The 12,639-nt window shown below is 54.9% G+C and carries 17 protein-coding genes; 10 read left to right on the top strand and 7 right to left on the bottom strand.

What is annotated here, in order from left to right:
• Positions 1-31: 31 nt before the first annotated feature.
• Positions 32-1,594, bottom strand: coding sequence for a sensor domain-containing diguanylate cyclase (locus JEM67_RS17575; protein ID WP_199634768.1), 1,563 nt, complete (start codon positions 1,592-1,594; stop codon positions 32-34).
• A 153-nt stretch (positions 1,595-1,747) separates the two neighbouring features.
• Here JEM67_RS17575 and JEM67_RS17570 point away from each other — a divergent pair, with 153 nt between their 5' ends.
• Complete coding sequence (locus JEM67_RS17570) at positions 1,748-1,942, top strand: hypothetical protein (protein ID WP_199634769.1); 195 nt, start codon at positions 1,748-1,750, stop codon at positions 1,940-1,942.
• Between the two features lie 53 nt (positions 1,943-1,995).
• Here JEM67_RS17570 and JEM67_RS17565 read toward each other — a convergent pair whose 3' ends face one another.
• Positions 1,996-2,412, bottom strand: coding sequence for a VOC family protein (locus JEM67_RS17565; RefSeq protein WP_199634770.1), 417 nt, complete (start codon positions 2,410-2,412; stop codon positions 1,996-1,998).
• A gap of 268 nt (positions 2,413-2,680) precedes the next feature.
• Here JEM67_RS17565 and JEM67_RS17560 point away from each other — a divergent pair, with 268 nt between their 5' ends.
• The 5 genes from JEM67_RS17560 (at position 2,681) to JEM67_RS17540 (ending at position 5,708) form a co-directional block, all read left to right on the top strand.
• The gene (locus JEM67_RS17560) at positions 2,681-3,454 is read left to right on the top strand and encodes an SDR family oxidoreductase (RefSeq protein ID WP_199634771.1); all 774 of its coding nucleotides are present in this window, start codon (positions 2,681-2,683) and stop codon (positions 3,452-3,454) included.
• Between the two features lie 52 nt (positions 3,455-3,506).
• Positions 3,507-4,409 carry a LysR family transcriptional regulator gene (locus JEM67_RS17555; protein ID WP_013813565.1) on the top strand — a complete coding sequence of 301 codons (903 nt, stop codon included), beginning with the start codon at positions 3,507-3,509 and terminating at the stop codon, positions 4,407-4,409.
• A gap of 351 nt (positions 4,410-4,760) precedes the next feature.
• Positions 4,761-4,958: a glycine zipper domain-containing protein gene (locus JEM67_RS17550; RefSeq protein WP_020439281.1), complete on the top strand. Its 198-nt coding sequence runs from the start codon at positions 4,761-4,763 to the stop codon at positions 4,956-4,958.
• A 15-nt stretch (positions 4,959-4,973) separates the two neighbouring features.
• On the top strand, positions 4,974-5,222 hold the full coding sequence (locus tag JEM67_RS17545) for a GlsB/YeaQ/YmgE family stress response membrane protein (protein WP_013813563.1): 249 nt from the start codon (positions 4,974-4,976) through the stop codon (positions 5,220-5,222).
• Positions 5,223-5,315: 93 nt separating this feature from the next.
• Positions 5,316-5,708, top strand: a complete 393-nt coding sequence (locus JEM67_RS17540) for a YidB family protein (RefSeq protein ID WP_062871245.1) — start codon at positions 5,316-5,318, stop codon at positions 5,706-5,708.
• 3 nt (positions 5,709-5,711) lie between these two features.
• Here JEM67_RS17540 and JEM67_RS17535 read toward each other — a convergent pair whose 3' ends face one another.
• On the bottom strand, positions 5,712-6,644 hold the full coding sequence (locus tag JEM67_RS17535) for a LysR family transcriptional regulator (protein WP_199634772.1): 933 nt from the start codon (positions 6,642-6,644) through the stop codon (positions 5,712-5,714).
• A 111-nt stretch (positions 6,645-6,755) separates the two neighbouring features.
• Between JEM67_RS17535 and JEM67_RS17530 the strand changes: the two genes are divergently transcribed.
• Positions 6,756-7,808, top strand: a complete 1,053-nt coding sequence (locus tag JEM67_RS17530) for an SDR family oxidoreductase (RefSeq protein ID WP_199634773.1) — start codon at positions 6,756-6,758, stop codon at positions 7,806-7,808.
• A gap of 110 nt (positions 7,809-7,918) precedes the next feature.
• Positions 7,919-8,998, top strand: coding sequence for an endonuclease/exonuclease/phosphatase family protein (locus JEM67_RS17525; RefSeq protein WP_199634774.1), 1,080 nt, complete (start codon positions 7,919-7,921; stop codon positions 8,996-8,998).
• 38 nt (positions 8,999-9,036) lie between these two features.
• Here JEM67_RS17525 and JEM67_RS17520 read toward each other — a convergent pair whose 3' ends face one another.
• The 4 genes from JEM67_RS17520 to JEM67_RS17505 all read right to left on the bottom strand — a co-directional run bounded on the left by JEM67_RS17520 (position 9,037) and on the right by JEM67_RS17505 (position 11,294).
• Complete coding sequence (locus tag JEM67_RS17520) at positions 9,037-10,044, bottom strand: NAD(P)H-quinone oxidoreductase (RefSeq protein ID WP_199634775.1); 1,008 nt, start codon at positions 10,042-10,044, stop codon at positions 9,037-9,039.
• Positions 10,045-10,205: 161 nt separating this feature from the next.
• On the bottom strand, positions 10,206-10,415 hold the full coding sequence (locus tag JEM67_RS17515) for a hypothetical protein (RefSeq protein ID WP_006319262.1): 210 nt from the start codon (positions 10,413-10,415) through the stop codon (positions 10,206-10,208).
• A 141-nt stretch (positions 10,416-10,556) separates the two neighbouring features.
• Positions 10,557-10,673: a FeoB-associated Cys-rich membrane protein gene (locus tag JEM67_RS17510; protein WP_006326216.1), complete on the bottom strand. Its 117-nt coding sequence runs from the start codon at positions 10,671-10,673 to the stop codon at positions 10,557-10,559.
• A 249-nt stretch (positions 10,674-10,922) separates the two neighbouring features.
• On the bottom strand, positions 10,923-11,294 hold the full coding sequence (locus JEM67_RS17505) for a hypothetical protein (RefSeq protein ID WP_199634776.1): 372 nt from the start codon (positions 11,292-11,294) through the stop codon (positions 10,923-10,925).
• 548 nt (positions 11,295-11,842) lie between these two features.
• Here JEM67_RS17505 and cspE point away from each other — a divergent pair.
• Both cspE and dsrB read left to right on the top strand, forming a co-directional pair.
• Positions 11,843-12,055 (top strand): transcription antiterminator/RNA stability regulator CspE, encoded by a 213-nt coding sequence (cspE, locus tag JEM67_RS17500; RefSeq protein WP_004946278.1) that lies wholly within the window; start codon positions 11,843-11,845, stop codon positions 12,053-12,055.
• Between the two features lie 346 nt (positions 12,056-12,401).
• Complete coding sequence (gene dsrB / locus JEM67_RS17495; protein ID WP_199634777.1) at positions 12,402-12,602, top strand: protein DsrB; 201 nt, start codon at positions 12,402-12,404, stop codon at positions 12,600-12,602.
• Positions 12,603-12,639 lie beyond the last annotated feature (37 nt).

The raw sequence follows: 12,639 nt of genomic DNA, 5'->3' as shown, positions 1-12,639 counted from the left end.
ATTGCCGGTCATGTATCACCGTGGGACTGGGTTAAACCGCCGCGTTATTGCAGACGATGCGGTTTTTACCCTCTTTTTTGGCCTGATACAGCGCGCTGTCCGCCATATTGATAAAACCAATTGGCGTGTCGTTGTACATATGCGGCACTTTGGCGCAGATGCCAATGCTGAGGGTGATAACGCCGTGCGGATTCCCCTGATGCGGTATCTTCAGTTCACGCACCGCCTGCATCACGCGTTCGGCGAAAATCAGCGCCCCCTGAGCGTCGGTGTCCGGCAATATGATGCTCATTTCTTCGCCGCCATAGCGGGCCATGATGTCATTGCTGCGGCTGGCCAGCCCCTTGAGCATTTGTCCGATCTGCTGCAAGCATTGGTCGCCGGCGACGTGGCCGTAGATATCGTTGAACTGTTTGAAATAGTCGATATCCAGCATCAGCAGCGCCACGCTGCGGTAGTTTCGCGCCGCGCGCGCCAGTTCGTTCTTTAAGGCGATATCAAATTGGCGGCGATTGGCCAGCCCGGTCAGGCCATCCAGCAACGCCAGCTCTTCAAGCCGCAGGTTGATGCTGGTGAGCTGATCGCGGGTGCGCATCAGTTCGGCTTCGGTGCGTACGCTATGGTTTATCTGCCGCATCAACACCAGCCCCAGCGCCAACAGAATGGCCAGCAGCGTGGCGCCTCCGGCCACAAACAGGCCGGAATCGTTGCGCCAGTCGGCCAGCGCGTCTTCCTTCGACAGCCCGGCGGTGATCACCAATGGATAGCGGCTGACCCTTGAATAGCCGTAAATCCTTTCCACCTTGTCGTACAGCGAGGTGATGGTGGCATTGCCGAATTCGGAATGCGGCAGAATTTCGCGGAACAAGACGCCCTGAGAAATATTTTTGCCGATCGACGCGGCGGAATAAGGGCGGCGGTAGAGGATGGTGCCATCCGCCAGCAGCAGGCTGAGCGCGGCATCGCTGTTAAGCGCAAAGGTGTCGTAAAATTGGCGGAAATAATCGACGTACAGCGTCGCCAGCACCACGCCGGCAAAACTGCCGTCCGGGTGATTTAAACGGCGTGACACCGGAATGATCAAATCGCCGGTTGAACGGCTGCGCACCACCTTGCCGATATAAATCGCGTTGCTGTTGTGCTCGAGGTGGTATTTAAAATACTCGCGATCAGCATTGTTGGCGCCCTGCACGAACTTTCCTGAAGAGGTGACTATCCAGCTGCCGTGCGCATCATAAATAAACAGGCCATGCAACTGAGGCAGATTGCCGACCTGTCCTTGCATCAACTTTTGCAGCCGCAATTGCTGCGGTTGGCCCAGTCCGTCGGTTTGAATGCGTTCGGTCAGATCGGACAGCGTACTGTCTACTTGCAAGAAAGTGTCATCGGCATGTTGCGCCAGCGAGCGTGCCAGATTGGCGGATTCATATTCGGCACTTTTCAGATCGCGCTGATGCGCATTCCAAATTTGCCAGACGTTAAACAGAATCAGCGTGGCGGCAACGATGATGACAAACACGCCAGCCTGAAATAATAACGGGGAATTTTTACCGCTGTGCGGCAGATCGGCATCCTGCGGTTGCTGCTGTGTCATGTAACCCTTTTTATTATGTGATTTTTAAATAAAGTTAAGAACTATCTTACATCTTATTCGTTAATTCTGCTGACCACTACTCCCTTAAACAAGTTACCCTCGGCAGATGTTACAATTCGTCCAAAACCGCCCGGAAACCAGAGGATCGCAAGTGTGTCTGACACCATCATTATTACTTTACTGACGTTGGCGGTGTATTACCCGGTCACGTTGGGTGTGCTGGCGGTGATGATATTTTTTGCCTGGCGGCGGCGTAAATCGCCTTACTGGCGTTTGGGGCTGGTGCTGCTGGCGGGGCTGTTTATCCTGTTCGCCATGGCAGCCTACGACTGGCATCACTATCGCTGATTGCCGAAGGGGCGGTGTCCGCCAGAGGCCGCGGGCACCGCGATGGCGTGGGATTATTCAACGTTAATCATCCAATTGACGCCAAATTGGTCGGTCAGCATGCCAAACCCCTTGGCCCAAAAAGTGGGCCCATAAGGCAGGGTTACCTGTCCGCCCTGCGACAGCTTTTCAAACAGTTCACGCCCTTGTTCCACGTCTTTTGGGTTGAGCGACAGGGAAAATCCTTTATGTGACGCGTCGGCGCCATCCTTCGGGCAGCCGTCGGAGGCCATCAGCGCGCTTTCACCAATCAGCAACCTTGCATGCATGATGGATTCCGGATCGGCATCCTGTGGGCCACCTTGTTTTGCTTCCTCGGGCATCTCCTTGTAACGCATGATCATTTCAATTTTACCGCCCAGTTGCTGGGCGTAGAAATTCACCGCTTGCTCGCAATTACCGTTAAAGAATAAATAGGGTTGAATCAACATGACATTGACCTCGGTTATGGCCCGTCAGGCTGTAAACCGGCCCGTGGGCGGGGATAAATAATTTCGCCGGGCAACTATTGCCGCAGGTGACTTACAAGTGTAGTGCGATTCGCGGTGAATGCCCGGTGGACGATCACGCTCTGGCGCTTTGGTACGCGGCCAAACAGATTGAGCGAAAAAATGGGATGGTTCATCCCAATTTGGACAGATTATCTGAGTGGTCAGGCTTCCTATACTCATTGCAACTTTCACTAACGGAGTCATGGTCATGAGTAAGCAATCTTTGAATGGAAAAGTGGTGTTGATCGCCGGTGGCGCGAAGAACCTGGGCGGCCTGGTGGCGCGCGATTTGGCGGCCAACGGCGCGGCGGCCATAGTGGTGCATTACAACAGCGACGCGACCCGTGCGGCGGCGGAAGAAACCCTGGCTGCAGTGAAAGCGATAGGGGCGCAGGCGATAGCGGTGCAGGGCGATCTGACCCGGCCGGCCAACGTGGCGCATCTGTTTGAGGAAGGGATTAAGGCGTTCGGTAAGGTGGATATTGCGATCAATACCGCCGGTCTGGTGATCAAAAAGCCGATCGCCGAGGTGACTGAGGCGGATTACGACACCAGTTTTGACGTCAATGCCAAAGCGGCATTCTTTTTCATTCAGCAAGCAGGCAAACACCTGGCGGACAATGGCCGTATCGTGACCATCGTCAGTTCGCTGCTGGCGGCCTATACGCCGTTTTATGCGGTATATCCCGGCAGTAAGGCACCGGTGGAACACTTTACTCGCGCGGCTTCCAAGGAGTTTGGCGAGCGTGGCATCAGCGTGAACGCCATCGGCCCCGGCCCGATGGATACGCCGTTCTTCTACGGGCAGGAAAGCAAGGACGCGGTGGAATACCATAGCGGTGCCGCCGCGTTGAGCAAGTTCTCGAAAACCGGCCTGACCGATATTGAGGATATCGCGCCTATCGTCAAGTTTTTGGTCACCGACGGCTGGTGGATCACCGGGCAGACGTTGTTCGCCAACGGTGGCTATACTACCCGTTAATATCAATTTGCTGCGGCAAACCGCCGCAGCTATTTTTCAGGATGCACAGCCGGTGGATAAGATAGGGAGATTACGGGTTTTTATCCAGGTTGCCGAGGTGGGCAGTTTTATCCGCGCTTCACACATCCTGCTGATGCCAAAAACCACGGTGTCGGCGGCGATCCAACAGTTGGAACATGAAATGGGCGCGCGCCTGTTTCATCGCACTACCCGCAAGGTACAGTTGACCAGCGACGGCGAACTGCTGCTCGACAAAGCGCGCAGCCTGCTGTTCGACGTGAACGCGCTGGACGCGCTGTTTCAGCAGAAAAACGGGCCGATAGGCGGCCGCTTGACGGTCGATGTGCCCAGCCGCATTGCCCGGCGAATAATCGTGCCGGCGCTGCCTGATTTTTTCCTGCAATACCCCGATATTCAACTCTTCCTTAGCGCCAGCGACCGCTCGATCGATTTGATTCAGGAGGGGGTAGACTGCGTGGTGCGTGTCGGCAGCCTCAGTGACAGTAGCCTGGTCAGCCAGCCGCTTGGTCGTTTGAGCATGATCAACTGCGCCAGCCCGGATTATTTGCGGCGCTACGGGACGCCGGAGCATACCGATCAACTGGACGATCACTGGGTGGTGGGGTACGCGCAGCCCAATCTGGCGGGCGCGGAGACCTGGCAGTGGGAGCAGGGTGGGCAATCGGTTGAAAAAACGCTGCGTAGCCGGGTGACGGTCAACAATGCGGAAAATTATATCGGCTGCTGTCTGGAAGGGTTGGGAATGATTCAGAACCCGCGGTTTGATCTCCAGCATCATCTGGATGACGGCAGCCTGCGAGAGATTTTGCCGCAAGCCCGACCATCGGCGATGAGCATTGCGTTGCTTTACCCCCACCGACGTCAACGTTCGGCGCGTTTCACGGCGTTTGCCGAATGGTTCAGCTGCTTAATCAAGCCGTTTTGCGAAAGTTGAATCGGGGCGCGAGATTACATCAGCAACTGCGCGGCAGACCCATCCCAGAAGGCGGCAAAGGTGTAGATGACAGCCAGTATCAGCATGAATGGCGTATTGTTCATTGCCTATCTCCAGCGGAAATATTCACTTCAAGTATAGCCCGCGGAAATGACAGTCAGATGAATTTGATTGTTTTTTGTACAGGTAAATTCAGACAGACGGAAATGTGTAAACTGCTGATATTTGACTATAGTAACAGTGTGAAGCTGCGTATTTGTCGCGAATCACCCTGTATCGCGCTGCCGGTAACGGCAAGCATAGGGAAACATAGGTGTGAATTTTTCGGCTATGTTAACTTAAGGATATGAAATGTCAGTTAAAAATGACGTTAAAGACAATGTGGAACAGCTGTGTGGCAGTGCAAAATCTGCCGCATGTGAAGTGCGGGCCGGTTTGAAAGACGTTGCCGGTCACTCCTGTTCTTACATTAAGGACAACCCCTGGGCTGGGGTTGGCGCCGGCGCCGTTGTGGGCCTGGTGGTAGGTTTTCTTTTAGGCAAAAAGTAAATAGGGAGAGTAAAAATGGGCATCATTTCCTGGATCATTTTTGGTTTAATCGCCGGTATCCTGGCTAAATGGATCATGCCGGGCAAGGACGGCGGTGGCTTTATCGTGACTGTTATCCTCGGGGTCATCGGTGCGGTAGTTGGCGGCTATATCAGTACCTTCTTCGGTATGGGTCGCGTAGATGGCTTTAACCTGGGCAGCTTCGTTGTCGCAATAATCGGTGCCCTGGTGGTACTTTTTGTCTACAGAAAGGTCAGAAGCTAGTCAGATGCTGATCAACAGGGTCGCTGCGGCGACCCTTTTTCGTTAAATCATAGCGGTCGCGCGGCCTGGGTCGGCGGCCAGAAGGGGATGACCATGGGTCTGTTTGATAACGTATTGGGCAGTATTCTGGGTGGCGGAGCTAACGGCGGCAAAGGCCTGGATTACGTCGCTATCATGCAATGGGTCGAGCAGCAAGGCGGCCTGCAGGCGATTTTGGACAAGTTCCGCCAGGGGCAATTCGGCGATGTGGTCGGCTCATGGTTGGGCAACGGTGAAAACCAGCCGATCAGCGGCGATCACGTTCAGCAGGCGCTAGGCAGCGATGCCATCAACCAGTTGGCCGAAAAGCTGGGGATCGATCCTGCTCAGGCTTCCAGCACCATCGCGCAGTTCCTGCCGTCGGTGACTGACGCCGCATCGCCAAATGGCGAAGTGCAGCAGGACAGCAACGAACTGGGCGATATGGTCGGTAAGCTGTTCAAATAACGCTTAGGCCCCCGGCATCAGGTCGGGGGCCTTGTTTAGCCTAATGCCTTCAATGCCCTCCAACGCTTCTAGCAAATAATCTACCCATGCCCGCACTTTGCCGGGAATAAATCGCGCGGCGGGATAAACGACATGCAGCGCCATCGGCGGATAGTGCCAGGCAGGCAATACCTGTACCAGAGAGCCTGCCGCCAATTGCCGGCCAATCAGCGGCCGTTGCGCACCGCCGATGCCCAAACCAGACTCGATGGCGGCCAGCAGCGAGAAGGTGTTGTTGGCGCGGAATACCGGCCGCACATTCACCATCTCGGCGCCCTGAGGGCCGATTAACGTCAGCGCATCGCCGTCGCTAAGGCCGCTGTAGCGAATGTGCGCATGGACCGCCAGCGCTGACGGTGTTTGCGGTGCGCCATGCGCCGCCAGATAAGCCGGCGAGGCCACGAGAATACGCTGTAATTCCCCCAACCGCCGTGCCACCGTACCCGGCGCGCTCAGTTCGCCAAAGCGAATCGCTACGTCAATGCCCTCGCCGATGACATCCGCCCGACGATCGTCCAGCAGTAACTCAATATTCAGCTCTGGATGGCGCTGTTGAAAGGCAATCGCCAGCGGCGTCAGATGCTGCTGGCCGAATCCCGTGGGTGCATGAATGCGTAAGTTTCCTTGCAACCGCTGGTTCAGGCCGTGCAGCGCCTCTTCCGCTTCGTCTACCGCCGCTAAAATCGGTTTGATTTGCCGGTAATAACCACCGCCGGCATCGGTCAGGGAGACGGCGCGGGTGCTGCGAAACAGCAATTGCGTGCCCAATTGCTGTTCCAGCCCGGCGATCTGCTGGCTGACTGCCGGTTGCGTCAACCCCAGATCGCGGGCCGCCGCCGAGAGGCTGCCCAGCTCCGCTACGCGGACAAAAGTCTTCATGGCGCTCAGCTTGTCCATCGATGCTCCATTTATAGGTTTTGCTTATAAGTGTTAGTTAAAAATAGCGTCTACCGCAAGCTTTGCTAATCGATCACAGTAGGTGCATCCATACCTGGCAGGAGAGAGAACATGCAAAGCGGCAAACTGGCGCTGGTGGTCGGCGCTAATGGTGTCATCGGCCATAAACTGATTGAGGAACTGGTCGTGCAGGGTTGGCAAGTGGTCGGCCTGTCGCGGCGCGGTGGCGTGGACCGGCCGCAAGTGCGTTATCTGGCGGTTGATCTGCTGGATGCACAGGCGACGCGCGATGCGCTGCAACCTCTAACGCAGGTCAGCCACATTTTCTACGCCGCTTATCAGGACGCGCCGGACTGGGCGGGGCTGGTGGCACCGAATCTGGCGATGTTGACGAACGTGGTAGACGCGGTCGAGCCGGTAGCGCAAGGGCTGGAGCACATCAGCCTGATGCAGGGCTACAAGGTTTATGGTGCGCATCTGGGGCCATTTAAAACCCCGGCGCGTGAAAGTGACGCCGGGCATATGCCACCGGAGTTCAACGTGGATCAGCAGCACTACCTTGAGCGGCGACAGCAGGGCAAACGCTGGCGCTGGAGCGCGATTCGCCCCAGCGTGGTCGGCGGGTTTTCGCTCGGCAATCCAATGAACCTGGCGCTGACCATTGCCGTTTATGCCTCAATCAGCAAGGCGCTGGGGCTGCCGCTGCGTTTTCCCGGCAAACCGGGGGCTTACCACAGCCTGTTGGAAATGACCGATGCCGGCCTGCTGGCGCAGGCTACGCTGTGGGCAGCGACCGAGCCTGCAGCGGCCAATCAGGCGTTTAACATCAATAATGGTGACGTGTTCCGCTGGAGCGAGATGTGGCCGAAAATTGCCGATTATTTTGGCCTGGAGACGGCGCCGCCACTGCCGATGCCGCTGGAACAGATGATGGCGGATAAAACCGCGTTGTGGGAGACCCTCGCGCAGCAGCATGATTTGGCGGTGACTGATTACCATGCGGTGACTGGCTGGCGTTTTGCCGATTTTGTTTTCTCGTGGGACTACGACATGTTTGCCGATGGCAGCAAGGCGAGGCGCTTTGGTTTCATCCAATTTGTCGAAACCGAAACGATGTTCTTCACGCTGTTTGACGAGTTCCGGCGCAGAAGGATTATTCCCTAGCGCCTGCTGGCGGGGCGGGCGCTTTTTATGGCACTCTTTGGCTGCCGCCCGGTCGGGCGGCCAGAGAGGCCGTCAGCCCGACCGGCCTGGGGGATGATGAGGAAATAAACGTGACAGGGATTACCGCCATACTGACGCTTTTGCTGGCGCTGGTGACCATTGCGCCACTCTCAAAGCATACAGCCTGGTGGATTCGGGTATGGGATTTTCCACGCCTGCAAATACTGGCGCTGTCATTATCGGTGTTACTGCTTAATCTGCTTTTTCTGCCCCTGTCCTTGTCGCTGGTGTGGGGCATGATAGCGGTGAACCTGGCCTGTGTAGTGTATCAGGGGGTATGGATCTTCCCTTATACCCGACTGAGCAAGCCCCAGGTAGTGGACTTTACCGGCTACCAGCAAAAGCCGCGTTTGCGCCTTCTGGTGTGCAATGTGTTAACTCCCAATCGGCAGGCGGATAAACTGCTGGCGCTGGTGGCGACCGAACGGCCGGACGTACTGGTGGTGGAAACCGACAGTTGGTGGGAGCAGCGGCTGGCGCCGCTGGAACAGGATTATCCTCACAGTTTGAAATGCCCGCAGGATAATCTTTACGGCATGCATGTTTATTCACGGTTGAAACTCAGCGATGCGGAAATTCAGTACCTGGTAGATAAAGAGATTCCGTCGATGCACATGATGGTGCATTTGCCGCAAGGGCCGCAGGTGCGCCTGCACTGCGTGCACCCGATGCCGCCAAGTCCCACCGAGAATGACGAGTCGGAAGATCGTGACGCCGAACTGGTCATGGTGGGCAAAAGTGTTGCCAAATCGACGTTCCCTGCGATTGTGACCGGCGATCTGAACGATGTGGCTTGGTCGACTACCACCCGCTTGTTCCTCAAAGTCAGCGGCCTGTTGGATCCGCGTCGCGGCCGCGGCATGTTCAGCACTTTCCATGCCGGCTATCCGTTCTTGCGCTGGCCGCTGGATCATGTGTTTCACAGCGATGATTTTGTGCTCGGCTCGCTGCGTCGTTTAACCCACGTCGGTTCGGATCACTTCCCGATTCTGGTGGAACAGGTGTACGCGCCGAAGCAGGGGGCTGAACAGGAAAGCCTGGAGAAAGATAGCGAAGATGAGGCATTGGCGCAGGAAAAACTGGCCAACACCGGTTCTTCGCCAGAGGACGTGCATACGGCGGGCACCTGAAATATCACCCCGCGGCATCGGCTGCGGGGTGTCTCTCTTTAGAGGGTCAGCATAATCTTGCCGATATGCACGCTGGATTCCATCAACGCATGCGCAGCGGCCGCTTGTTCCAGCGGGAACGTTTTGAATATCTGCGGTTTTAACGCGCCGCGCTCCAGCAGCGGCCACACCTTCTGCTGCAAATCAGCGGCAATTTGCGCTTTATCTTCCACGCTGCGCGCGCGCAGGGTAGAGCCGGTGTGAGTCAGACGTTTGAGCAGCAGCGGCATCAGGTTCAGTTCTTTGACCACGCCGTTCTGGGTGCCGATTTGCACAATGCGTCCATCCATCGCCGCCGCCTGGTAGTTCTTCGCCACGTAATCCCCGGCGATCAGATCGACAATCACGTCTGCACCCTTGCCGTTGGTCGCGTGTTTGGTCTGCTCGACGAAGTCTTCGCTACGGTAGTTAATCGCTACGTCGGCGCCCAGCGCCAGGCTGGCCTGACGTTTTTCCTCGGAGCCGACGGTGGTGATCACGTGGGCGCAGAACGCTTTCGCCAGCAGAGTGGCGACGGTACCAATGCCTGACGTGCCACCGTGGATCAGTACGGTTTCACCGGCCTTTAGATGCCCGCGTTGGAAGACATTGACCCAGACGGTAAAGAAGGTCTCAGGGATGGCTGCCGCCTCCGTCAGGCTCATGCCCTGAGGCACCGGCAGCGCATTACTCTCATGCACTTTGCAGTATTCGGCGTAGCCGCCGCCGGCAATCAGGGCGCATACGAGATCGCCGATGGCATAATTTTTCACCCCAACGCCGATGGCAACCACTTCACCGGCTATTTCGAGACCGGGAATATCCGACGCACCGGGCGGCGGCGCGTATTGGCCACGGCGTTGCATAACGTCGGGCCGGTTAACCCCGGCGGCGGCGACCTTCACTAAAATCTCACTTTGTTGCAGCATCGGCAATGGCCGCTCGGCGACAACCAGCACCTCCGGTTCGCCCGGTTGGCTGATCTCGATCGCTTTCATGGTGTTGGGCAGTGGCGGGTTTACTGACATGGTCATTCTCCTCCGATTGGCGTTCAGGCACAGTGAACAGTGTAGATAAGCGCCTGCTGTCATTTATATTTTATCTTACAGAAATGCCGACAGGAGAATGTGGATCATTGGGCGGTTTTTAGGGGGCAGAGGAGGGGAGCCGCCGCAGGGGCGGCATGGTATCAGTCGTTTGGCGGAATGCGGAAACCTTTGAGTGAGACGATGAAGTGCTCTTTCCCTTTGGAGATCTTGGCGCCTTTATCACACCACAGACTGGCGAGCTGGAAAAAATCGTCGCTGTCGATGTCATAAGCCAGTTCGATTTTCTTGGCTGTTCCATAACGGATCAGCTTTTCTGCTTCCTGATGGTTTGTTGCTTTAATGGTGGTCATAACGAAATCCTTGGTGTAAGCCAGTTCGGATAATCGTGGACCATGATATGGCTGAATTGTGACAATTTTGTGATGGAAGCATGACAGTGAACGGTTGTGCGGCCTGGAGCATAACCCAGAGGTTATGCTCCCCCTGTTCTGTCAACGATCGTGCGGACGAATCAGCGTGCTTTTCTTCTGTGATTTAAAGTGTTTGTACAGCGCATATCCTGCAATGCCGGCCAAAACCGCCAGTAAAGACATATATTCTGTCGCCATGAGACTAACCTCCGATAAAGAGTGGCTAAGGAGCCGCTATTTGTGACAGTTATCACGTTATCGCGCAATGAGACCATTCTGTAACGCAGCAGGTTGTTGATATTTAGACATAAAAAAAGCGCCTATAGGAAGGCGCATAAAAATTTACAACACAGCTTGTCATGTTCAGCACCAGGAGGAGTGGTGAACAGGGCGCCATTGTATGAACTCTCCGCAGCGGCAGATATAGGGATAAATCTTAAAGCTCAGCTACCACTGATAGCCCATATTCAGGCTGTAATCGTCATCCTGATTGGTGGAATAAGGATCTGACTGGCGGCGGCGGTCGGTTTTTTTCACCGGGCCGTTAAGCGCCGAATAGGGTTTGGCGTGTGGACGGCTGCAACCGGGGTGATCGCATTCCATTTCAACGCGAAAACCGGTTTTGTCCTCTGACTCAGACCAGACAACCGGTGGCTTGGCCGTTTTAGCTGCTGGGCCAAGCGCGCTTTGCGGCACGGGCGCAGGCGTGAGGCTTGGCTCCGGCGCGGTATAAGATAAATCGAGCGCCTGGGCTGAGTAGGCGCTCAGCATCAACAGGGCAGTGCAGCAGGATGCTGCCAGCGTACGCTTTCTAAGCATGGTCGATCTCCCTTCATAATTACGCATCGCAACTATAAAACAGACAAACGAGAATGACTATCATTTATAGGGCTGAGTGTCTTCTTTTGAGGCTGCTCAATAAATAATTTCTCTTTATCAAGTATCGGACCAGGTTTGTTGGCAGGGAGAAAGGCGAAATTGTGTTCAATCTCAACAAGGTGGCCACTTGGCCGAGGCGAAATTTAAAAAAAATTTTGGCTGTGCCTGGCCGCCATTATCGGGCGAATACGGCTGATAACGCTGATAAATCAAACAAATTGGGTTAAATTCTGTGCGTTTAACCCCGTTTCTACAGAGGGGCTGACAAAAAGAGTTGCTATTAAAGTCCTGTCATGAGTTAATGCTTCTCGGCCTGTGGTACAGACCTATTTATGCACGACATTTTGAGTAAAGTAGTTCAAATTTAAAGCGTTATCCTAGATAGCTCTTCTCTGACGAATTTCCTTTCTAGTGCCTCCATAAGTAACTGATGACCGGCTATATCATACGCCCATGGTGGCTTACATTTAATATTGAAGGAATTAGACATGTCTAACATGATCAAAGGTCAAGTGAAGTGGTTCAACGAGTCTAAAGGTTTTGGTTTCATCACTCCAGCAGACGGCAGCAAAGACGTGTTCGTACACTTCTCTGCTATCCAGGATCAAGGCTTCAAGACCCTGGCTGAAGGCCAGAACGTACAGTTCTCTATCGAGAACGGTGCTAAAGGTCCGTCAGCGGCTAACGTTACCGCTATCTAATCGGCTTCTGCTGATTAACAAAAACCCGCCAAGGCGGGTTTTTTTGTGCCTGTAATTTGCCGAAGGCAAAAAAAAGCCCGCAAGTCTGCGGGCAAAAGTTCCTTGTTACTTCTTCATTTGCAGGCACCTCTCTGGGGGGAAGCACCTGTGAACAGCCTATCCTTTGCGGGCTTAAGATTCTGCGGTCAAAACGTTAAGAAAGTGAAAAAACAGGTTGGTGCGGCGGCCTGCTACGCTTTAGGAAAGCGCTAAAACGGGCGAGCTGCGGGTTTACCGGCACCGCACAGTGTTTTTCGCACCTTATTCTGTAATACACTGACATCAATGATAAATGATGGGGCACAGTATGAAAGTTAACGATCTGGTAACGGTTAAAACTGACGGTGAACTAAGGCGTGAGGGGGTGATACTGGCGGTAGAAGAATTCAATGAAGGGATAATGTACCTGGTCGCGTTGGATGACTATCCTGCCGGTGTCTGGTTTTTCAACGAGATTGACAGCCGGGACGGCACCTTTGTTGAACTGAGACAGGGCAGAACCCGGTAGACGCTCGGCAAAGAGCCAATATCTCTCCAACGGATTA

It is taken from the genome of Serratia sp. PAMC26656 (assembly GCF_016469055.2).
Classification (GTDB): Bacteria; Pseudomonadota; Gammaproteobacteria; order Enterobacterales; family Enterobacteriaceae; genus Serratia; species Serratia plymuthica.
The sequence above is the reverse complement of the archived record's forward strand: the minus strand, read 5'-3'. Positions and strand labels throughout refer to the sequence as shown.